The 21,386-nt window shown below is 61.1% G+C and carries 16 protein-coding genes; 14 read left to right on the top strand and 2 right to left on the bottom strand.

Annotated features, from left to right (window positions below):
• Positions 1-10 precede the first annotated feature (10 nt).
• The 14 genes from D3870_RS14540 to D3870_RS14475 are packed head-to-tail and all read left to right on the top strand — an operon-like array spanning position 11 to position 17,158.
• Positions 11-1,009 carry an XrtA/PEP-CTERM system-associated ATPase gene (locus tag D3870_RS14540; protein ID WP_119740167.1) on the top strand — a complete coding sequence of 333 codons (999 nt, stop codon included), beginning with the start codon at positions 11-13 and terminating at the stop codon, positions 1,007-1,009.
• Positions 1,010-1,019: 10 nt separating this feature from the next.
• Positions 1,020-2,180 (top strand): non-hydrolyzing UDP-N-acetylglucosamine 2-epimerase, encoded by a 1,161-nt coding sequence (gene wecB, locus D3870_RS14535; protein WP_119740166.1) that lies wholly within the window; start codon positions 1,020-1,022, stop codon positions 2,178-2,180.
• 6 nt (positions 2,181-2,186) lie between these two features.
• Positions 2,187-3,062, top strand: a complete 876-nt coding sequence (locus tag D3870_RS14530; RefSeq protein WP_422879649.1) for an XrtA system polysaccharide deacetylase — start codon at positions 2,187-2,189, stop codon at positions 3,060-3,062.
• On the top strand, positions 3,059-4,150 hold the full coding sequence (locus D3870_RS14525; RefSeq protein ID WP_119740164.1) for a FemAB family XrtA/PEP-CTERM system-associated protein: 1,092 nt from the start codon (positions 3,059-3,061) through the stop codon (positions 4,148-4,150). Before D3870_RS14530 ends, D3870_RS14525 begins: the two co-directional genes overlap by 4 nt.
• A gap of 4 nt (positions 4,151-4,154) precedes the next feature.
• Complete coding sequence (locus tag D3870_RS14520; protein ID WP_119740162.1) at positions 4,155-5,396, top strand: TIGR03087 family PEP-CTERM/XrtA system glycosyltransferase; 1,242 nt, start codon at positions 4,155-4,157, stop codon at positions 5,394-5,396.
• 20 nt (positions 5,397-5,416) lie between these two features.
• Complete coding sequence (gene xrtA / locus D3870_RS14515; RefSeq protein ID WP_119740160.1) at positions 5,417-6,931, top strand: exosortase A; 1,515 nt, start codon at positions 5,417-5,419, stop codon at positions 6,929-6,931.
• Positions 6,918-8,090 carry a TIGR03088 family PEP-CTERM/XrtA system glycosyltransferase gene (locus D3870_RS14510; RefSeq protein ID WP_340638445.1) on the top strand — a complete coding sequence of 391 codons (1,173 nt, stop codon included), beginning with the start codon at positions 6,918-6,920 and terminating at the stop codon, positions 8,088-8,090. Before xrtA ends, D3870_RS14510 begins: the two co-directional genes overlap by 14 nt.
• The gene (locus D3870_RS14505) at positions 8,078-9,976 is read left to right on the top strand and encodes an XrtA/PEP-CTERM system amidotransferase (protein ID WP_119740157.1); all 1,899 of its coding nucleotides are present in this window, start codon (positions 8,078-8,080) and stop codon (positions 9,974-9,976) included. Before D3870_RS14510 ends, D3870_RS14505 begins: the two co-directional genes overlap by 13 nt.
• 10 nt (positions 9,977-9,986) lie before the next feature.
• Positions 9,987-11,165 (top strand): glycosyltransferase family 4 protein, encoded by a 1,179-nt coding sequence (locus tag D3870_RS14500; RefSeq protein WP_119742161.1) that lies wholly within the window; start codon positions 9,987-9,989, stop codon positions 11,163-11,165.
• Positions 11,162-12,319 (top strand): glycosyltransferase family 4 protein, encoded by a 1,158-nt coding sequence (locus tag D3870_RS14495; RefSeq protein WP_119740155.1) that lies wholly within the window; start codon positions 11,162-11,164, stop codon positions 12,317-12,319. Before D3870_RS14500 ends, D3870_RS14495 begins: the two co-directional genes overlap by 4 nt.
• Positions 12,312-13,619 carry a putative O-glycosylation ligase, exosortase A system-associated gene (locus D3870_RS14490; protein WP_158590474.1) on the top strand — a complete coding sequence of 436 codons (1,308 nt, stop codon included), beginning with the start codon at positions 12,312-12,314 and terminating at the stop codon, positions 13,617-13,619. Before D3870_RS14495 ends, D3870_RS14490 begins: the two co-directional genes overlap by 8 nt.
• A 35-nt stretch (positions 13,620-13,654) precedes the next feature.
• Positions 13,655-14,599 carry a polysaccharide deacetylase family protein gene (locus D3870_RS14485; protein WP_119740151.1) on the top strand — a complete coding sequence of 315 codons (945 nt, stop codon included), beginning with the start codon at positions 13,655-13,657 and terminating at the stop codon, positions 14,597-14,599.
• 19 nt (positions 14,600-14,618) lie between these two features.
• Positions 14,619-16,115, top strand: coding sequence for an oligosaccharide flippase family protein (locus D3870_RS14480; RefSeq protein ID WP_119740149.1), 1,497 nt, complete (start codon positions 14,619-14,621; stop codon positions 16,113-16,115).
• Positions 16,112-17,158, top strand: a complete 1,047-nt coding sequence (locus D3870_RS14475; RefSeq protein ID WP_158590473.1) for a polysaccharide deacetylase family protein — start codon at positions 16,112-16,114, stop codon at positions 17,156-17,158. Before D3870_RS14480 ends, D3870_RS14475 begins: the two co-directional genes overlap by 4 nt.
• A 190-nt stretch (positions 17,159-17,348) precedes the next feature.
• Here D3870_RS14475 and prsT read toward each other — a convergent pair whose 3' ends face one another.
• Positions 17,349-20,132 carry an XrtA/PEP-CTERM system TPR-repeat protein PrsT gene (gene prsT, locus D3870_RS14470; RefSeq protein ID WP_119740146.1) on the bottom strand — a complete coding sequence of 928 codons (2,784 nt, stop codon included), beginning with the start codon at positions 20,130-20,132 and terminating at the stop codon, positions 17,349-17,351.
• Positions 20,133-20,181: 49 nt separating this feature from the next.
• A complete protein-coding gene (locus tag D3870_RS14465; protein WP_119740144.1) occupies positions 20,182-21,345 on the bottom strand; it encodes a GNAT family N-acetyltransferase in 1,164 nt (387 codons plus the stop codon).
• Positions 21,346-21,386 lie beyond the last annotated feature (41 nt).

The raw sequence follows: 21,386 nt of genomic DNA, 5'->3' as shown, positions 1-21,386 counted from the left end.
CACACAAGCGATGTATGAATCATATTTCGGCTTCAGCGCCAAGCCATTCCAGTTAAAACCGGATCCGCACTTCTTCTTCGGAAGCAAGGGGCACAAACGGGCCATGGCCTACCTCGATTACGGCTTGTCGCAGGGCGAGGGCTTCATTGTCATCACCGGCGAAATCGGCGCGGGCAAGACCACGCTGATGCGCAATCTGTTGCGGAAGGTGGAGTCGGAGCGGATCGTCGCTGCGCAAATCGTCAATACGCATGTCGATTCGGACGATATATTGCGGCTCGTTGCGTCGGCGTTCGGACTGGCCTGCGAAGGTGTCGGCAAGGCCGTTCTGCTGACGCGGCTCGAACACTTCCTTCGCCAATGCGACCAGCAGGGCAGGCGCGCATTGCTGGTGGTGGACGAGGCGCAGAACCTGACGCCGCGCGCGGTCGAGGAACTGAGGATGCTGTCCAACTTCCAGACTGCAGACCGCCCGTTGCTGCAGACTTTCCTGCTCGGCCAGCCCGAATTCAGAAGAATCCTGCTCGGCCCCAACATGCAGCAGCTGCTGCAGCGAGTGACTGCGACCTATCATCTGGGGCCGATGGATGCGGCGGAGACGCAGTCCTATATCGAGCATCGGCTGCACAAGGTCGGCTGGCGCGGCGATCCGTCGCTCGGCGAAGACGCCTTCGCAGCCATCCATGCCTACGCGGGAGGCATTCCGCGCAAGATCAACACGCTCTGCGACCGCCTTTTCCTGATGGGATATCTGGAGGAGATTCATGCATTCACGAGTTCGGAAGTGAAGCAGGTGATCGCCGATATCCAGCAGGAGTTCTCGCTTCCTGTGGCGCCCATGGAAATTCCGCGAGCATCCAATGTGGTGCCGCTCGTGCCCGCGGAACCGCCCATGCTCAAGACGGAAAGCGTGGATGATCGTATTTCCGGGATGGAGCGTTCCATTTCCATGGCCTTGACCGCAGTGGAACGATTGCTCTCGTCGCTGGCGTCGAAAAATCGCTCATGACAACAATGCAATGACAGCATCCTTTTCATCACCAGAATCACCGCACCGCATCACCTGCATTGTGGGCGCGCGCCCGAATTTCATGAAGATCGCGCCAATCATGGCCGCGTTCCGGGACCTGACGCCGAATGTGCATGCACAACTGGTGCATACCGGTCAGCACTACGATGCGGCGATGAACGGCCAGTATTTCGATGCGCTCGGCATTCCGCAGCCCGACATCAATCTGGAAGTGCGATCGGGAAGCCATGCGGAGCAAACCGCGAACGTGATGCTGCGGTTCGAGTCGACGCTGGATGCGTCGCCTCCGTCGGCCGTGCTTGTCGTCGGCGACGTGAATTCCACGCTCGCCTGCGCCCTGGTGGCGGCGAAAAAAAACATTCCGGTGATCCATGTGGAAGCCGGCCTGCGCAGCTTTGACCGCAGCATGCCCGAGGAAATCAATCGGGTGATGACGGACCAGATTTCCGATCTGCTGTTTGTCACCGAGCGCGAGGGATGCGGCAATCTGCTGCGTGAGGGGATCGACGAGTCCCGCATCCGCTTCGTCGGCAACGTCATGATCGATACCCTGCGACACAATGTGGGAAAGGCCGCGTCCGTGTCGCAGATTCTCGAGGATGCCGGTCGCGCACGATTCCTCGATGGCCGCGACGGATACGCGGTCCTCACCCTCCATCGACCGTCCAACGTCGACGATGCGGCGACGCTGCGCACGCTGCTCGAATGCGTGCGTGAAATGTCCGTCAGGCTGCCGGTGATTTTTCCTGTTCATCCGCGTACCCGCCAAATGGTGGAAAGGTTCGGGCTCGCCCGGATACTGGATGCGCCGACCATTTTGCAGTTGCCGCCCGTGGGCTATCTGCAGATGCTGGGCCTGATGAAGGATGCGCGCATAGTGCTGACCGATTCCGGCGGATTGCAGGAAGAAACCACGGCACTCGGCATTCCCTGCGTGACGCTTCGGGAGAATACGGAACGGCCCATCACGGCGACCGAGGGGACCAACACGATTGTCGGCCGTGATCCGGAACGGATTCTCGCGGCATTTGATGATGTGATGCGCACCGGCGGCAAACGGGGGCGGATTCCCGAACTGTGGGACGGCAATGCGGCAAAACGCATTGCGTTGGCCATTCAGGAATGGCTGGATGCAACGCCTCGACACTGACAACCGATGAATACCATGACCCGGACCGACGACATGCAGACTTCGCCGATACGCAATGCGATGACGATCGACGTGGAAGATTACTTTCAGGTTTCCGCTTTCGATTCGCATATTCCGCGGGAGAGCTGGCCATCGCAGCCCTGCCGCGTGGAGCGAAACATCGACCGCATTCTTGCCCTGCTCGACGAGGGCGGCATCAAGGCCACCTTTTTCACCCTGGGCTGGATCGCAGAGCGTTATCCCGCGATGGTCAGGCGCATCGTTGACAGCGACCATGAGCTCGCGAGCCATGGCTACGCCCATCGCAGGGCGTCCGACCAGAATGAGGATGAATTCATGGACGATATCGGCCGCAGCAAGGCGCTGCTGGAAGATATCGGCGGCCGGCAAGTGCTGGGATACCGCGCGCCGAGCTTCTCGATCGGCACCCGCAACCTGTGGGCGCTGGATGCTCTGCGGCAGGCCGGTTACCGCTACAGCTCCAGCATATATCCGGTGCGGCACGATCATTACGGCATGCCGGATGCACCGCGCTTCGCCTTTTATCCGAACGGTCGAGACGGACTGCTTGAATTGCCGATCACGACCGTGCGCGTCATGCAAAGGAATCTGCCCGCCGGCGGGGGCGGATATTTCCGCTTCTTCCCGTATCAGGTGTCGCGCTGGTTCCTGCGTCACGTGAATCGGCACGACAGGCAATCCGGCATTTTCTATTTCCATCCATGGGAGCTGGATCCCGGTCAGCCGCGCCAGAAGAACATCGGCATGAAAACGCGTTTTCGCCATTACGTGAATCTGGACCGGATGGAGGGACGCCTCAAGGCATTGACGCGCGATTTTCGATGGGATCGCATGGACAGGATTTTTCTGGAAAAAGCATGAGCGCGGTGATCGATCATTTTCAGGCGCAGTTGCCAGCGGAGAACGAAGCGACGTCCGCTCCGGCTCCGACCATTCATCTCATGCGGCCAGAGGATGCGGACCGGTGGGATGCGTTCGTCGCGCGCTGTCCGCAAGCCACCTTCTTTCATCGCGCCGGCTGGCAATCGGTGATCGAGCGTGCATTCGGGCGCAAGACCTGGTTCTACTATGCCGAGCTCAATGGCGAGATTCAGGGCGTGCTGCCGCTTGCGCAGATCAAGAGCCGGCTGTTCGGGCATTCGCTCGCGTCCCTGCCGTTTTGCGTCTATGGCGGCGTGGCTGCGGTGTCGGATTCGGCGGCAGAGGTATTGGACCTTGCCGCGCAAAAGCTCGCAGCAGAACTGCAGGTCGGCCATCTGGAATACCGCAACATGACGCCGCGGCATGCGGATTGGCACACCAAGTCGCTGTATGTCACCTTCCGCAAGGAGATCCTGCCGGGCGAGGAGGAGAACATGCTCGCGATCCCGAAGAAGCAGCGCGCGATGGTGCGCAAGGGCATCAAGGCCGGCTTGCACAGCGAGATCGACGACCATGTCGAGCGCTTCTTCGCCGCGTATTCCGCCAGCGTGCATCGACTCGGCACGCCGGTGTTTTCGAGGAAATTTTTTCGCCTGCTCAAGGAAACCTTCGCCGACGATTGCGAGGTCATGTCGATCACCCGCGACGGACGGGTTGTCAGCAGTGTGATGAGTTTCTACTTCCGCGACGAAGTGCTGCCTTACTACGGCGGCGGCACCAGCGAGGCGCGCGAGGTGGCCGGCAACGATTTCATGTATTGGGAGCTGATGCGGCGCGCCTGCGAAAAGGGCTGCAAGGTGTTCGATTTCGGCCGCAGCAAGTGCGGCACGGGCTCCTTCGATTTCAAGAAGAATTGGGGCTTCGCGCCGCAGCCGCTGCACTACGAATACCAGTTGCATCAGTCGAAGGCCGTGCCGGATACCAATCCCCTGAACCCCAAGTATCGCCTGTTCATCAAGCTCTGGCAGCGCCTGCCGCTGCCGGTGGCGAATGCGCTTGGTCCCCATATCGTCAAGAACCTGGGGTAACGGCGTGGAACATTTGCTCTTCCTGGTGCATCGCATCCCGTATCCGCCCAATAAAGGCGACAAGATCCGTTCCTGGCATTTGCTCAGGCATCTTGCGCAGCGTTACCGCGTGCACCTGGGGACGTTCATCGATGATCCGGCGGACCGGCAATACATCGATACGGTCAGGCAATGTTGTGGCCAGACGCACTTCGCGGAGCTGAATCCGCGCATTGCGCGTGTGCGCAGTCTCGGCGCGCTTGCGGCCAACCGGCCGTTGACGCTCGACTATTACCGCGATGCAGGCTTGCGGGATTGGGTGGGGCGGCTGATGAAGGAGGAGCCTGTCGCGAAAATCCTGGTGTTCTCGTCCGCCATGGCGCAGTACGCAACGGAATTTCCGCAGGCGCGACGCATCATCGATTTCGTCGATATCGATTCGGACAAATGGCGGCAATACGCGGACAGCAAACTGTGGCCCATGAGCTGGCTGTACCGGCGCGAAGGACGTCAGCTGCTGCGCTACGAGCGGCAGGTGGCGAGCGCGTTTGATGCCTCCCTGTTCGTGTCGCCGGCCGAAGCCGCATTGTTCCGGAAGCTGGCACCCGAAAGCGCGAGCAAGACCGGCTTCTTCAACAATGGCGTGGATACCGAATATTTTTCACCGGAACGTGCCTACGCCAACCCATACGCGGCCGATGAAGCCGCCATCGTATTCACCGGCGCGATGGATTACTGGCCCAACGTGGATGCGGTGCAGTGGTTTGCGCGCGAAGCGATGCCCGCCATTCTGGCCAATGACAGCAGGGCGGTCTTTTACATTGTCGGAACGCGGCCCTCGGCGCAGGTGCGGGCGCTTGCCGCATTGCCTGGCGTGCGCGTAACGGGGGCAGTGCCGGACGTCCGGCCCTATCTGGCGCATGCGCGTGTCGCGGTCGCGCCGCTGCGCATTGCGCGCGGCATCCAGAACAAGGTGCTGGAAGCGATGGCGATGGCGAAGCAGGTCGTGGTATCCCCCCAGGCGCTTGAGGGAATCGATGCGCAATCCGGGCGCGATCTTGTGCAGGCGGACAATGCGCAGCAATTCGCTGCTGCCGTTTCGGCGGCGCTGGCGCGTCCGGACAACGTCATGGGCGGCGTGGCGCGCAACAAGGTCGAATCGGAATACTCCTGGGGCAGCAGCCTCGCACGGGTGGATGCATTGCTCGATTCCGACGCGCGCGGTTCCGATGAGGTGGCGCAGCTTGAAGAGGGAGTCTGTCTGTGATTTCGGCACGGGTTCAACCGATGACGCTGGTTACAGGCCTCGCAATTGCGCTGGCCCTGTTCGCGCCCTTCGCCATTTACTTCGATACCGCACGGTCGATTGTCTCCATCTGGAACAGTTCGGAAACCTTTGCGCACGGCTACATCATTCTGCCGATCAGCCTGTGGTTGATATGGAAGCGGCGCGACGAACTGTCGACGCGGCAGCCGGCGCCATGCTGGCCCGCCTTTCTGCTGCTGGCTGCATGCGGCTTCGGCTGGTTGCTGGCCGAGCTGGGCGATGTACAGGTCGTGCGGCAATACGCACTGGTTGCGATGGTGCCGATCGCGGCGCTGGCGATACTCGGCCCGCGCATGGCCTGGTCGATGGCATTCCCGCTGTTGTTCCTTTTGCTTGCGGTGCCCTTCGGCGAAATCTTCATCGAGCCGCTGATTGCATTCACTGCGGATTTCACGGTCGCGGCACTTCAGCTGACGGGCATCCCGGTCCTGCGCGAAGGCAGCAATTTCACCATTCCGAGCGGCAGCTGGTCCGTTGTGGAGGCGTGCAGCGGCGTGCGCTACCTGATTTCCTCGTTCACGCTCGGCTGCATTTACGCATACCTGAGCTATCGTTCGCCGCTTCGCCGCGCGATGTTCATATTGGTGTCGATCGCCGTGCCGATCATTGCCAACGGCTTGCGCGCCTACATGATCGTGATGATCGGACATGTGAGCGGCATGCAGTTGGCGGTGGGCGTGGATCACCTGATTTACGGCTGGCTGTTCTTCGGACTCGTCATGTTCCTGATGTTCTGGATCGGCAGTTTCTGGCGCGAGGCGGAGGAACAGCCGCGCGCCGCAGAGCAAGGCCGGCCGCAGGCGCGCGATGTCTCCGTGTCACGCAGGCGCATTCTTGCCGCCGCCACTGGCGTGGTGGTGTGCGTCGCGATATGGCCGCTCTACGCCTTGTACATCGAACGCGCAGTCGCGAATCCTTCGCCGATCGAATTCGGCGATTTCAAGGCGCAGTGGAGCGAGGCCGTGGCCTTCACTGACTGGAAGCCGCGCTACTTCCCTCCCAAGGCAGAGCTGTACCGGTTCTTCGAACGCGACGCGCAGAAGGTCGGCGTGTCCATCATGTATTACCGCAATCAGATGCGTGGCGAGGGCTTGATCAGTTCGACCAACAGGTTGGTGGCCGACAAGGATCCGCACTGGCGCAGGGTGAATACTTCGGCGCGCAGTGAAATCATTTCACAGCAAATGCTGGCATTGCGCGAAGCGCGGATTCAGGGACCGTCGGGGCCATTGCTGGTCTGGTACTGGTACTGGATCGACGGCAGGTTCACGACCAACGACTATCTCGGCAAGCTGCTGCAGGCGAAGGAAAAGTTCCTGATGCGCGGCGACGATGGGGCGGCAATGATGGTATTCGCGCCTTATGCCGACAATCCGGACGAGGCGCGCGCCGCGCTGCGCGATTTCCTTGGCGCAAACCTGAATGCGCTGGAGGTTGCGCTTGCCGGCAACAGGAATCACCGTGGCGACCATTGAGATGAACAACACGCCTCTCGTCGTTCACCTGATCTACCGCCTCGATTTCGGCGGGCTGGAGACCCTGCTCGTCGAGTGCATCAATCGCATGCCGGCCGACCGCTATCGTCACGCGATTGTCTGCCTGACGGACTACACCGAGTTCTCCAAAAAAATCACCCGCCCCGGCGTGGAGATATTCGCCTTGCACAAGCCGCCCGGGCTCGGGCTGGGCATCCATGCCGAGGTCTGGAAACTGTTGCGGCGCTTGCGGCCCGCTGTGCTGCATACCTACAACCTTGCGGCGGCCGAATACGCGATGGCGGCATGGCTGGCCGGCGTGCCGGTTCGCATCCACGCCGAGCATGGCCGCGATGCGCGCGACCCGGAAGGAAAGAACGTCAAGCACAATCTGCTGCGCCGCCTGCTCATTCCCATTGTCGACCGTTGGGTGCCCGTTTCGGCAGACCTGCAGCGATGGCTCAAGCATGCCGTCGGCGTGCCGGACCGCAAGAACATGCTGATCAACAATGGTGTCGATACCACGCGCTTCCAGCCTGATTCTCAAGGTGCGGCGGTCGCTGCAAGTCAATGTGTGATCGGTACTGTCGGCCGGATCCAGGATGTGAAGAACCATCTGGGGCTGGTCGATGCCTTCATTCTGCTGCGAAATCGGATTCCGGAAAATCTGCCACAACCGCGCCTGGTCATCGTCGGCGACGGTCCGCTGCTTCCTGCCCTCAAGGAGAAAGTCGCGGCGGCCGGTCTTGCCGATCTGGTGTGGTTACCCGGCGCGCGCAGCGACATTGCCGAACTGATGCGGACATTCTCCGTATTCGCGTTGCCCTCGATTGCCGAAGGCACGCCGGTGACCATTCTGGAAGCCATGTCCGCCGGCCTGCCGGTCGTCGCGACACGTGTCGGCGGCATTCCCGAAGTTGTCGTCGACGGCCAGACCGGCACACTGGTCCCGCCATCGGATGCCGAGGCGCTTGCGGAGGCATTGGCGTCCTACTGCCGGCAGCCGGCGCTTGCGGCACGTCATGGCGTGGCGGGGCGGGAAAGAGTGGAACGCAATTACAGCATTGACGCCATGGTGTCGGCTTATGCCGGCCTCTACGATGCGCTGCGCACAACCAAAACGAAATTCAGGGAACCCATCAAATCATGTGTGGAATAGTCGGCATTTTCGATACGCGCGGCGAGCGGGAAATCGACCGGCAGCTGCTGTCGCGGATGAACGAAACGCAGCATCATCGCGGCCCGGATGAGGGCGGACTGCACACGGAACGAGGGGTCGGCCTCGGTCACCGCAGACTGTCCATCATCGATGTGTCTACCGGTCAGCAACCGCTGTTCAACGAGGACAACAGCGTTGCCATCGTGTTCAACGGCGAGATCTACAACTTCCATGAATTGATGGACGAACTGCTGGCGCTCGGCCACGTCTTCCGCACCCGTTCCGACACCGAGGTGATCGTCCATGCATGGGAGCAATGGGGCGAAACCTGCGTGCAACGCTTTCGCGGCATGTTTGCGTTCGCGCTGTGGGACCGCAATCGGAAGACGCTTTTTCTCGCACGCGATCGCCTCGGTATCAAGCCGCTGTACTACGCACTGCTGCCGGACGGCACATTCATCTTCGGCTCCGAACTGAAATCGCTGAAGGCATTTCCGCAATTGCCGCGCGAGATCGATCCTTGTGCCGTGGAGGATTACTTCGCCTACGGCTATGTTCCCGAACCGCGCACGATCTACAGGCATGCCTTCAAGCTGCCGCCCGGCCATACGCTGACCATGAAGGCGGGCGATGCCTGCGCCACGCCGAAGCGCTATTGGGACCTCGCGTTCAAGGTGGCGGCCACGGCTGCGCAGGCGAGTGTCGAAGAGGAACTGATCGAGCAGTTGCGCGACGCTGTCAACTCGCATCTGGTCGCCGAAGTGCCGCTGGGCGCATTCCTTTCCGGCGGCGTCGATTCGGCCGGCGTCGTGGCGACGATGGCGGGGCTGATGAACGACAGCATCAATACCTGTTCGATCGCCTTCAACAATCCGGGCTACGACGAATCCGTTTTCGCCGCACAGGTTGCGCAACGCTACGCAACACGCCATCACACCGAAACCGTGGATGCGGATGATGTCAGCCTGATCGACAAGCTGGCCGGCCTGTACGACGAACCCTATGCCGACAGTTCCGCGATTCCCACTTACCGCGTCTGCCAGCTGGCGAAGAAGCGCGTCACTGTTGCGCTGTCCGGCGATGGCGGCGACGAGATCTTCGCCGGCTACCGGCGCTATCGTTACGCGATGGCGGAGCAGCGCGTGCGGTCGATGATGCCGCTTGCAATTCGCAAGCCGCTGTTCGGTACGCTTGGCAAGGTCTATCCGAAGGCCGACTGGGCGCCGCGCATGTTCCGTGCCAAGACCACATTCGAGGCGCTTGCGCGCGATCTGGTGGAGGGCTATTTCCACGGCGTGTCGATCATGCCGGATCGGGTGCGGGATCAACTCTTCAGCGACCGCTTCAGGCAGCAACTGCAAGGCTATCGCGCCATCGAAGTCATGCGCGCGCATGCCGCGCAATCGCCGACGGACGATCCGCTGTCGATGGTGCAGTATCTCGATTTCAAGACCTATCTGCCGGGCGACATTCTCACCAAGGTGGATCGCGCCAGCATGGCGCATTCGCTGGAGGTGCGCGTGCCCCTGCTTGACCACAAGTTTGTCGAATGGGCATCCGGTGTGCCGTCGTCGCTCAAGCTCAATGGCGGCCAGGGAAAATACATCTTCAAGAAATCGTTGCAGCCGCATTTGTCCGACGACATTCTGTATCGGCCGAAAATGGGATTCTCGGTGCCGCTCGCGGACTGGTTCCGCGGACCGCTGCGCGACAAGGTGCGCAAGGCGGTGCTGAATCCTGTTCTGCTCGACACGGGCATTTTCAACGAGACGTATCTGCGGCACATGCTTGACCAGCATGAAGCCGGCGTGAAGGATTACAGCACGCCCTTGTGGTCGGTGCTGATGTTCGAATCCTTCCTGCGTGTCGATGGTGCGGGAAACTGAGCGGCAGGCGATGAAGATACTGACTTTCACCACATTGTTTCCCAACGCAGCGCAGCCGAACCACGGCGTGTTCGTCGAGAATCGCCTGCGTCATCTGCTGGCGAGCGGTCAGGTGGAGGCGCGCGTCGTCGCGCCGGTGCCATGGTTTCCGCTCAAGAATGCGCGTTTCGGCCGCTACGCCACCTTTGCCCGCGTGCCCGCAAGGGAGGTGCGGCACGGCATCGACGTGCTCCACCCGCGTTTTCCGCAATTGCCGAAAATCGGCATGACGCTCGCGCCATTCCTTCTCGCCATGGCGATGCGCCCGGTCGTCACGAAAATCATCCGCGAGGGATACGATTTCGACCTGATCGACGCGCACTACTTTTATCCCGACGGCATCGCTGCCGTGCTGCTGGGACGTTACTTCAACAAGCCGGTGGTGGTGACCGCGCGCGGCACCGACATCAGCGTGATCCCGAATTTCAGCGCGCCGCGAAAATTGATCCAGTGGGCCGCAAGCCGCGCAGCCGGCATGATCACGGTGTGCCAGGCGCTCAAGAACGCCATGCTGGAACTGGGGGTGGACGGCAATCGCATCGTGCCGCTTCGCAACGGTGTCGATCTCGACCTGTTTCAACCGATCGACCGCAGCGCACGGCGCGCGGAGCTGGGCTTGAATCAGTTCACGCTGCTGTCGGTCGGACAGCTGGTGGAACACAAGGGACACGGCATGATCATCGAGGCCTTGCCGTCGCTGCCCGATTGCCGGCTGCTGATCGCAGGCACCGGGCCGGACAGGGATGGCATGGAAATGCTGGCGCGACGGCTTGGCGTGCATGATCGCGTCAGCTTTCTGGGAGCGGTTCCTCATGCGCAGCTGCGGCAGTATTACGGCGCTGCCGATGCGATGGTGCTTGCCTCGAGCCGGGAAGGCTGGGCGAACGTGCTGCTGGAGTCGATGGCGTGCGGCACGCCGGTGATCGCCTCCAATGTCTGGGGTACGCCGGAAGTGGTAAGTTCGCCCGACGCCGGCGTGCTGATGTCCGAGCGTTCGCCGCAAGGTATTGCCGACGCCGTGCAGACCCTGCGTACACGCTATCCCGCGAATGCGGCCACGCGACGCTATGCGGAAGGATTCAGCTGGGATGAAACGACGAGAGGCCAGATTCACATGTTCGAGCAGATACTGGGAGCGGGCAGCCGATGAAGATTCTTTACCACCATCGCACGCGCTCCAAGGATGGTCAGTATGTCCATATCGAGGAAATGATCGATGCCTTGCGCGCGCAGGGACATGAGGTCGTGATCGTTGCGCCGCCGAGTGCGGAAAGGGAATCGTTCGGTTCCGATGCGGGATTCGTTGCGTGGCTCAAACGTTATCTGCCGAAGTTCGTGTACGAGCTGATGGAACTGGCCTATTCGCTGGTCGCCTACCGTCGCCTGTCGCAGGCGGTGCGGCTGCATCGGCCGGATTGCCTGTATGAACGCTATAACCTGTTCCTGCTTTCCGGCATCTGGCTCAAGCGCAAATACCGCTTGCCGATGCTGCTGGAAGTCAATGCGCCGATTTTCGAGGAGCGCGCGCGTTACGACGGCATTTCGTTGAAGCGGCTCGCGCGCTGGGCGCAGGGATATGCGTGGCGTCACGCCGATCATGTGTTGCCCGTGACGCAGGTGCTGGGCGAGATCGTGGCATCGTACGGCGTCGAGCGCAGCCGGATTGCCGTGATTCCGAACGGCATCAACACCGGCCGTTTCGACCGCTCGCCCGATCCGCAGGCGGCAAAGGCGGCGCTCGGCCTGCACGGCAAGCTGGTGCTCGGCTTCACCGGCTTCGTGCGCGACTGGCATGGACTGGACAAGGTGATCGACATGATCGCGCAAGATGTGCCGGAGTCGGAGCGGCATCTGCTCATCGTCGGCGACGGCCCGGCCCGCGCCGCGCTCGAACAGCAGGCGGACAGACTTGGCATCAGACATCGCGTCACCGTCACCGGCATCGTCGGACGCGACGACGTTGCGCACCATGTCGCCGCGTTCGACATCGCGCTGCAGCCTGCCGTCGTTGCCTATGCCTCGCCGCTCAAGCTGTTCGAGTATCTCGCACTCGGCAAGGCGATCGTCGCACCGGCACAGCCCAACATCATGGAGATCCTGATCGGCGATCACAATGCCGTGCTGTTCGATCCGGCATGCAAGGATGGCTTGCCCGGAGCCATCAGCCGGCTTTGCGCAGATGCCGAATTGCGCCGCAGCACCGGCGAGAATGCGCGCAAGACCATTTCGGAGCGACGCCTGACCTGGCATGCGAATGCCGAGCGTGCGGTCAACCTGTTCAAGCGCATGTCCAGCCATGCGTGACATCCTGCTTTTTGCCATCGTGTTCGGGCTGCTGCCGTTCATGCTGAAGCGGCCGGTCATCGGCATCTTCGCGTTTACCTGGATCAGCCTGATGAATCCGCATCGGCTCACCTACGGTGCGGCCTACGAGTTCCCGTTTGCGGCGCTGATTGCGGTCGTCACGCTGGTCGGCGTGCTGCTGTCGAAGGAACCCAAGCGCTTTCCGTTGACGCCGGTGACGCTCGTGCTGCTGGCGTTCATCGCATGGATGACCTTCACGTCGTTCTTCGCGCTTGAGCCGCAGCTGGTCTGGAAGGAATGGGATCGCGTGATGAAGACCCTGTTCATTGCCTTGCTGGCAATGGCGGTGATCCATACCGAAAAGGACATCAAGATTTTCGCCGCGGTGACCGGCCTGTCGCTGGGATTCTACGGTCTCAAGGGCGGCGCTTTCACGCTCGGCTCCGGCGGCAGCAGCCACGTGCTGGGGCCGGAAGGAAGCTACATCACGGACAACAATGCGCTGGCCCTGGCGCTGATTACCGCTGCGCCGATCATCTGGTTTCTGCAGCTGCACGCGCACCGGAAATGGCTGCGCATCGGATTGGGAACGGTGGCAGTGCTGACCATCGTCGCGGCTGCCGGCTCCTACTCCCGCGGCGCGCTGCTTGCCGGCGCCGCCATGCTGACTTTCCTGTGGCTGAAAAGCCGGCACAAGCTGCGCGTCGGCATCGTCCTCATCCTGCTCGTGCCGCTCATTTTTTCTGCCATGCCGGACAAATGGTTCGATCGCATGGGCACCATCGACAACTACACGGAAGACGCGTCCGCGCTGGGCCGCATCAATGCATGGTATTTCGCGGCGAATGTCGCCAAGGACAATATCCTCGGCGGCGGATACAACGTCTTCACGCACAAGATGTTCTTCATCTATGCGCCCGTGCCGCTCGACCATCATGCCGCGCACAGCATCTACTTCCAGGTGCTCGGCGAGCACGGCTACATCGGGCTCGCACTGTTTCTTCTGCTGATGGCCTGCGCATGGCGAAGCGGCACGCGCATCGTCAGGTATTGCCGCAACAGGGATGACCTCAAGTGGGCCTCCGATCTTGCCGCGATGTGCCAGGTCAGTATCATCGGCTACGCGGTCGGCGGCGCATTCCTTTCACTGGCCTACTACGATTTGTACTATGAACTGATCGCGCTGCTGGTGTTGCTGGAAAAGGTAATCATGCGCAAGCCGGACAGCGCCAGAAGTCGCATCGCCGCCTCGCCCATGATGCTTGCGCCGGCGCAGGGTGAAGGAGGGAAGAGCCCATGACGACCAGACGCAGGCTCGGCCGATGGAGGTCGCACATGATCCGCGCGCTTGGCGATGCGATCGCGCCGCGCGGAATCGGCAGCGGCAGGTTATGCATCGTCAACTATCACCGCGTGATGGAATCCTTCGATCCTTTGCTGGACTCCGAGCCGGACGTCGATACCTTCCGCTGGCAGATGGAATTGCTCGCCGAGTGCTTCAACGTGCTGCCGCTGCATGCGGCGGTGCAGTCGCTCGTCGCGCACAGAATGCCGCCGCGCGCGGTGTGCATCACCTTCGACGATGGCTATGCATCGACCCACGATGTTGCCCTGCCCATACTCAGCGAACTCAAGCTGCCTGCGACGGTGTTTGTCACGACCGGCTATCTGGATCAGGGAGTCATGTGGAACGACAAGATCATCGAGGCCGTGCGGCACCTTCCCGGGGAACGACTCGACCTGCGCGCGGCGGGATTGGCCGAATATTCGCTGCGGACCATCGACGACCGCAAGCAAACGATACAGCGGCTGACCGAAGATTCGAAATACCTGCCGCCGGCGGCAAGGCATGACTTGACTCTGCGGCTGCAGGATATGGCGGGTGGTGTGCGCACCGATGGCCTGATGCTGACCCGCGAAAAGGTCTGCAAGCTGGCGCAGGCAGGGATCGAAATCGGCGCGCACACCATTTCCCATCCCATCCTGACCAGTCTGGAAGACGAGGCCGCGCGCGAGGAGATCGCGGCCGGCAAAGAGCAGCTCGAAGCGATCACCGGTCGTCCGGTGCGCCTGTTCGCCTATCCGAACGGCAAGGCCGGCATGGACTTCGATACGCGCCACGTTGCGATGGCAAGGGAAGCGGGTTTCGACGCGGCATTCACCACCGCCATCGGCGCGGCGACGAAGGGGCACGACCGCTATCAGATACCGCGCAGCAGGCCATGGGACGCGACGCCGTTCCGGTTCGGCGCGCGACTGCTGCGCTGGCTGGCGCGTTGAGCTGAAACAGGATGATTCCATGTCAAGCATGACCGGCCCGGCAAGCGGCACAAGCAACGCAAGCACGAAGAGATCCATCGGGATCTCGTTCGCGACCCAGTACCTGGAACTGGTGATCCATTTTCTGGCGGTGCTGGTGCTTGCGCGCATCCTGTCGCCGGAAGACACCGGCACCTACTCGGTTGCCGCGTTTCTGATGGCCTTGCTGCACGTGTTCCGGGACTTCGGCGTGGTGCAGTACATCATCCAGGAGCGCGACTTGACGACGGACAAGATCCGGTCCGCGATGGGCGTCGCCATCCTGCTGGCACTGGCGGTCGCCGCCGTCCTGTACGGAGGCAGCGGCATGGTTGCGCATTTCTACGGCAATCCCGCGATCGAGCAGATCCTCGTGATCATGGCGGTGAGCTTCGCCATTTCACCGTTCGGTTCGCTGTTGGTCGGCATTTTCCGCCGCGAGATGCGGCTGCAGACGCTTTTCTACATCAAGATCATTAGTGCGCTGTGCCACGTGGCAGTGGCGATCGCGCTGGCCATGCGCGGCTTCGGCGCCGTCAGCCTTGCATGGGCCAATTTTGCCGGCATTCTGTCATTCGGCATTGCCGCCAACCTCATGCGACCCCCAGGCATTCCGTGGTGTCCGCAGTTCCGCAATATCAAGACGATCCTGTCATTCGGCGGCATCGCCAGCATCGGCAACGCCGCTAACATTGCGGGCACCAACATGCCGGATCTGGTGATCGGCAAGGTCATGGACATGGCGGCGGTCGGTTATTTCAGCCGCGCGAATGGACTCGTCCAGTTGTTCGGCAAACTGATCACGGGCGCATTACTGCCGCTCGTGTTGCCCTACTTCGCGCAGATACGGCGCGAGGGAAAGAATCCGGCCGGGCCCTATCTTGCGGCGATCGAATACCTGACGGCACTGGCATGGCCGTTTTTCGCGGTAATGGCGCTGCTTGCCTATCCGATCGTGCGCACGCTGTACGGATCGCAGTGGGATGCCTCGGTGCCGCTCGTTGAATTGCTGTGCGCGGAAGGGGCAATCATTTCGCTATCGATCTTTGCCGGCCAGGTCATGGTGGCCAATGGCCAGGTGCGCATTGCGACCGTGTCCCAGCTCATCGTCCAGCCCTTTCGGGTCGGTGCCGTGCTGCTGGCCTCCATCTACGGTTTGCAAGCCGTTGCCGTCGCTCTCATCGCGTCGGAAGTCCTGTCGCTGGCGGTTGTTTCGTGGTACGTGCATAAAACGATCACGGTCCGTTTTACCGATTTGATGCGGGCATGCGGCAAGAGCGCGCTCGTCACCTTGTGCAGTGCCTGTGTGCCGCTGCTTGTCAGGTTCATGTGGGACAGCGCGGACCAGCGTCATTGGCTGCCGCTGGCGATAGGGATTGCAGGCGCGGCATCGGGATGGTTGGTCGGCATGTTGCTGACACGGCACGCATTGGGTGCGCATCTGATCGCGATGATTCGGCCATTGCGCTCGCGCAGTGCCGGTGGAACCGAAACATGAAGCGCCTCCTGGGGGCGCTGTCATATCGGTTGGGCGTGCTGAGTCTCTATCATCGTTTCCGCAACCGGAATCAGTTGACGGTCGCGATGTTTCACCGCGTGCTGCCGCCGTCCGATCCGCGCTACCAGGGAGCGGATCCGGAGCGGACGATGACACCGGATTCGTTCGCGCATTGCCTGAGCTTCTTTCGAAGACACTACCGCATCGTTTCGCCTGCGCAGGTATTTTCCGCATTGAAGGAAGGTGCTCCATTGCCCAGGCACAGCTTGCTGGTGACCTTCGACAATGGCTGGGCGGACACGGCCGAGTACGCCCAGCCATTGATGGAGAAGTTTTCCATTTCGGGATTGGTGTTTGTCGCCGGCGGCGCAATCAACATGAGACTGCCGTTCTGGGAGGCGCATGCGTACAGCTACCTCGCCACGCATCCGGAAGGCCGTGCAGTGGTGGAAGCTGCACTCGCACCGTACGGTATCCGGCTTGCTCCGCCGCCCTCGCAGGAGATGGACGAACTGCATATCAGAAGCATCATCAGGCAACTCGGCACGTTGGAGCCGCCGGTGCGCGCCGCGATCGTCGGCGCGATGGCACTTGCGGAGGATATTCCTGCCGCGATGCTTGACGCTGATAAATTGACGCACCTGGCCGCCTTGTCGCATTGCATCGGCGGGCACGGTTTTACGCATCGGCCGTTGACCGTGGTCGCGAACCTCGAAGAGGAGCTGGAAAAATCGCAGGAGGCGATCGCCGCCCATTTGGATGGCCGGCCTGCGGAGGCGATGTCCTTCCCGCAAGGCGCTTATTCCGACAGCGTGATCGCAGGATGCCTGTCGGCGGGCTATCGATATCTGTTCAGCAGCGATGCCTGCCTGAATGCCGTCAACAAGCGATTCAACCATGCCCGCCCGCTTGGCCGCATTCACATTTCCGAGCGCGCTATCGTCGACCAGACAGGCCGGGTCCAGCCAGCCATGCTGGCGACGTGGCTGTTTACGCGTCCGCTTGGCGATTCACGCCGGAAGAATCGATTGCGCAAGGCCTGAGCGGGTGCTTGCCACGGTCATTCGCGCCGGGTGTCTCGCGTGAAGATGAAATCGCGATCCGGTCCGGTTTCTGGCGTGAATGACGAGTGAACTGCCCGCGCTTTTCTCATCCGGACGCGAATCAATCGCACTTTGGACTGATTGCCCGGAATCAAGCGCGGGCCCGAATTCGAATCGCGCGGACCACTCCTTACAACTGGTTCATCAATGCCTTCGCTTCATCCAGTTTGGAGAAACTCTTTCCGGTTGCCAGCAACTGCTCCAGCTCCGTGCGTGCCTTGGGCTTGTCGCCGGATTTGACCAGCGCGAGTACCAGGTGATAACGGATTTCCAGTGCCTCCGGTGCCAGTGACGCCGCTTTCTGCAACAGCGGCAGACCGCGTGCCGCATCCCCTTTTTCGACCAGCATCCAGCCAAGTGTGTCCATGATCGCCGGATTGTCCGGCGCGAGCTGATGCGCTTTTTCCGCAAACTCCAGACCGCGCGGATCCTTCTCCTGAGCATAAGCCCACGCCAGGTTGTTGAGCACCACGGCATTTTTGGGATCGGATTGAAGAATGGCCTGAAACTGCGCGATGGCCGTCTTGTACTGCTTCGTCATGAGATTGAGTTCTGCGAGATACATGCGCGTGCGGCTATCTGCGGGATGTTCCTTCAGCCATTGGGCCAGGCGCAAATCGGCTTCCTTGGTATTTCCTGCCTGCACCAGCGCACCATGCACCTTGGTCATGAGCGTCCCGTTCCTGCCGAGCGCCAGCGCCTGCTCATAGGCCTTTGCTGCCGCCGCCGGCTTCTTCTGCACCATCAGCACGTCGCCTTCCAGTGCGTAGCCGGCGGGAGACGCCGCTTGCTGTCTTTGCACCTGTCGCGCGATGGACAGCGCTTCATCGTGATTGCCCTTTCGCATCTCGATTCCGGCCAGAGCAATCTGCGCATCCACAAAAGCGGGATCAAGCCGCACGGCTTTCTTCAACGCTGCCGTCGCCGCCGTGTCGTTTTGCATCGCGATGCCGATCGCGGCGATGCGGAACTGCACCGGCGCGGAGTCCGGCATCAGCACGGCGAGATTGCCGTAGCTGTCCAGTGCGCCAGCCTTGTCGCCACTTGCGAACTGCGTTTGCGCCAGAAGATCGAGAAACTCCGGATGATCGGGATGCGTGTTTTGCAGCTTGTTGGCAAGGGCGAGCGCAGTCTGTCTGTCGCCCGCGCGAATGTGGTGTGTGACAAGCAGCTGCGCCGGTTGCACCGCATCCGGATGGGCGCTGACCGCGCGCTCCAGCCAGGTTCTGGCTTCGTCGTTCTTGCCCTCTGCGCTTGCCAGATTGGCCAGTGCGGTCATTGCCTGAACGTTTTTCTTGTCCTTTTCCAGCAATGCCTCGAAACGCTTTCTCGCGGCATCCGGTTTTTTCTCCTGCACGTCGAGTTGTCCAAGATTGGCAATGGCCGAAAAATACGTCGGCTGCAACGACACCGCCTTCTCGAAGCTGGCGCGCGCGGACGCGACGTCCTTCTTGCCGAGATAGACCCCGCCCTTGAGGTTGTGAACGATCGGATTGTCCGGCTGTTCCCGTTCCATTGTCTTGGCCGCAGCAAGCGCCTTGTCGTATTCCTTCAGGCGCAAGTGGGTCATCACCAGCAGGATGCCGGCCTGCGCGGATTTCGTGTCCAGGCTCGCCGCTTTCTCGAGTTCGGCAACGGCGCGTGCATTCTCCCCTTGCTGCAGCTTGCTGATTGCCAGCGCGGTATGAACGCCGGCATTCTGCGGCGACAGCGTGCCTGCCTTTTCAAAGTATTCGGTAGCCTTGCCGTAGTCCTTCACCTGCATGTGGGACTCGCCCGCCAGCAGCAGCAGTTCCGCATCCTGCTGCGGGTCTTTCAATGCCGGCCCCAGCACATTGATCGCGCGCTGCGGTTGGCTATTTTTCAGCAGGGCGGACGCAAGCAGCTTGCGCGCGTAAAGATTGGCGGGATTGCTGTCCAGGTATTTCTTCAGGTGCTGCTCGGCCTGTTGCGTCGATCCGAGCGCGTACTGGACGGCACCCGCGAGCAGCACGCTGGGCATGTGATCCGGCGCCACGCGCAACACCTGCTGCAGGGACTCCAGAGCGGCTGCATGCTTCTTCTGGCTGTAGTCAAGCAACGCCTGTGTATACGAGGCGCTCAGGTTGTCCGGCGCGGACTTGCGCGCGGCGTCGATGTCGGCCCTGGCTTCATTGAACTTGCCGGCGCCGATCTCCACATATGCCTTGACCAGATGCGCAGCGGCATTGCCGGGCTTGATCTTCAGCACTTCGTCATAGGCAGCGAGCGCGGCGTCGATTTTCCCTTGTGCGCGCAGAATGTCGCCCTTGAAAAGCCATGATTCGGCATGCTTCGGATTGGCCGAAATCGCTTGCTCGGTCAGACGAATTGCGCGGTCAAAATCCTTCTGCCCGAGCGCCAGCCGCGCCAGTCCGATGAGCGCATTCGGAAAATCCGCCTTGCTCTTGAGTGCCTGCTCAAACGATTCCCTTGCCTCCTGATGCTTGCCAAGGCCGAGCCAGGCGTTGCCGCGCAGACTCAGGATTTCTGCATTGCCGTTCGTGCCGGCAGCTTGTTGTGTTTCATCCAGCAACTTTTGAAACTGACCCTGTGCGAGCAATGCCCTGGCGAGACCGGACATGACCCTGTCTGGATTCATGCCCAGGGAAACCGCCTTGCGCAGCTCCTTTTCCGCCGACTGCGGATCGCCCGCGTCATTGTGGACGCTGCCCAGCAGGAAGCGCGCCTCGGCATCTTCCGGGTTCTTTTGCAATGCATTCTTGAGCTGGATGATCGCTGCCTTGTCGTCGCCCTTTTGCCGGTACTGCTGCGCTTCCGCCAGCAATGCCTGCGCATTCTGTGTCTTGCCGCAGGCCGAGATGCCCGTTGCGAGTGCCGCGACGGCGGCAGCAATTGCAACGGTCCTGGTGCGTTTGTTCGCGATGCCTGGCATGTCTTTCCCCTTGTTTGACGTGTATGTCGATAATGGTCAGGGCAATTTCTCAGTCGAGAAATTGCCGCGATAGTCTTGTGTGCCGGATTTGTCCGATGCGGGATTGAGCGCGCGCCGAACGAGCGATGCCGTTCTTGATTGCGCGCGCTCCCAAATGGCGGAGTGCGGCAAGAGCGCCATGGAAGGTCCGCAAGTTGAATGCAACGATGCCCCACCGCTCGCGACGGTGCGACATCCAGTCCTTCTTGTACGGTTCGTCACCGTTGAGAAAGTCCACTTCGCTTACCCGATCCGTATCGATCACATGCTGCATCAGTCGTGCAGTCAAGATCGAGCCGACAGAGAACTGCGAAAACCGCTCATCGTACGCAAGCTTGTAGATGGAGGCGATGCGTTGATGGACAATCCAGATCTGCGCCGCGACAGGCTTGCCGTCGATGTAGGCAACGCCCATGCGCAGCCATCCGTGCCGCGCGCACAAGCGCACGAGTCCGGGAATGAACGCGGGAAAAGGCTCGCGTGTTTTCCAGCTGACGTCATGCACCTGCTCGTATGCGGACAGCCCTTCCTCGGCTTCGCTTGCATTCGCAATGATCCTGATGTGAATGCGGCCCTCGCGTTCCAGCTGCCGCGATTTGCGCGTGATGGTATTTCTCATGCGAGAAGGAAGGGCGTCGAAATACTCCCGATAGGAACGCCCATTCACGTCGAGATACCAGTTGCCGAAGCAGAAGTAGCTTTGAACCGCCATGCCCGCACTGCGAAACGCCTTGAGCAGCTTGTCGAACACGGGAGACTCCACTTCGAGCGGGGTCAGCGAGACAGTATCCCAGCGCGGCACGTCCCGCGTGATGGCATGGACCAGCAGTCCGATCACCTCATCCGTCGGCGCTTCAGAGCGGGAAGTTAGCGGACCGAACAAGGACGTATAGAAATTTGCGAGCGGTCTGAGCCGTCGTGGCGCAAACAGTCGGTGTCGCGGAGCATGGCACATGGGCAATGCCATGCATGGGTGTTGCTGTTCGGCGGACGGCTCAATGCCGTAAATGCGCAGGCGTGTATGCGGTTCCAGCGCCGTTTCGTCAAGGTTGCGAAACCAGGGAAGACTGAGGAACACGCTTGAAGCGGCATCGGCGTTGCCAGACTCGGCATCATGCGATCCGGAGAGTGCGTCAAGGCTGTGATATACGACGACCTTCTTCATCAATGACATGGGCTGCCTGACGCTTTCAATTTCATCGTGATCCGCCGGCA

Origin of the sequence: Noviherbaspirillum cavernae (assembly GCF_003590875.1) — a bacterium.
Lineage (GTDB): Bacteria > Pseudomonadota > Gammaproteobacteria > Burkholderiales > Burkholderiaceae_D > Noviherbaspirillum > Noviherbaspirillum cavernae.
The sequence above is the reverse complement of the archived record's forward strand: the minus strand, read 5'-3'. Positions and strand labels throughout refer to the sequence as shown.

Excerpts from the sequence above, each read along its gene's own strand:
- D3870_RS14490 (WP_158590474.1), top strand. The coding sequence starts at position 12,312 with ATGCGTGACATCCTGCTTTTTGCCATCGTGTTCGGGCTGCTGCCGTTC.
- D3870_RS14465 (WP_119740144.1), bottom strand. The coding sequence starts at position 21,345 with ATGTCATTGATGAAGAAGGTCGTCGTATATCACAGCCTTGACGCACTC.
- D3870_RS14495 (WP_119740155.1), top strand. The coding sequence starts at position 11,162 with ATGAAGATTCTTTACCACCATCGCACGCGCTCCAAGGATGGTCAGTAT.
- D3870_RS14505 (WP_119740157.1), top strand. The coding sequence starts at position 8,078 with ATGTGTGGAATAGTCGGCATTTTCGATACGCGCGGCGAGCGGGAAATC.
- wecB (WP_119740166.1), top strand. The coding sequence starts at position 1,020 with ATGACAGCATCCTTTTCATCACCAGAATCACCGCACCGCATCACCTGC.
- D3870_RS14485 (WP_119740151.1), top strand. The coding sequence starts at position 13,655 with ATGATCCGCGCGCTTGGCGATGCGATCGCGCCGCGCGGAATCGGCAGC.
- xrtA (WP_119740160.1), top strand. The coding sequence starts at position 5,417 with ATGACGCTGGTTACAGGCCTCGCAATTGCGCTGGCCCTGTTCGCGCCC.
- D3870_RS14480 (WP_119740149.1), top strand. The coding sequence starts at position 14,619 with ATGTCAAGCATGACCGGCCCGGCAAGCGGCACAAGCAACGCAAGCACG.
- D3870_RS14475 (WP_158590473.1), top strand. The coding sequence starts at position 16,112 with ATGAAGCGCCTCCTGGGGGCGCTGTCATATCGGTTGGGCGTGCTGAGT.
- D3870_RS14540 (WP_119740167.1), top strand. The coding sequence starts at position 11 with ATGTATGAATCATATTTCGGCTTCAGCGCCAAGCCATTCCAGTTAAAA.
- D3870_RS14525 (WP_119740164.1), top strand. The coding sequence starts at position 3,059 with ATGAGCGCGGTGATCGATCATTTTCAGGCGCAGTTGCCAGCGGAGAAC.
- prsT (WP_119740146.1), bottom strand. The coding sequence starts at position 20,132 with ATGCCAGGCATCGCGAACAAACGCACCAGGACCGTTGCAATTGCTGCC.
- D3870_RS14500 (WP_119742161.1), top strand. The coding sequence starts at position 9,987 with ATGAAGATACTGACTTTCACCACATTGTTTCCCAACGCAGCGCAGCCG.
- D3870_RS14530 (WP_422879649.1), top strand. The coding sequence starts at position 2,187 with ATGAATACCATGACCCGGACCGACGACATGCAGACTTCGCCGATACGC.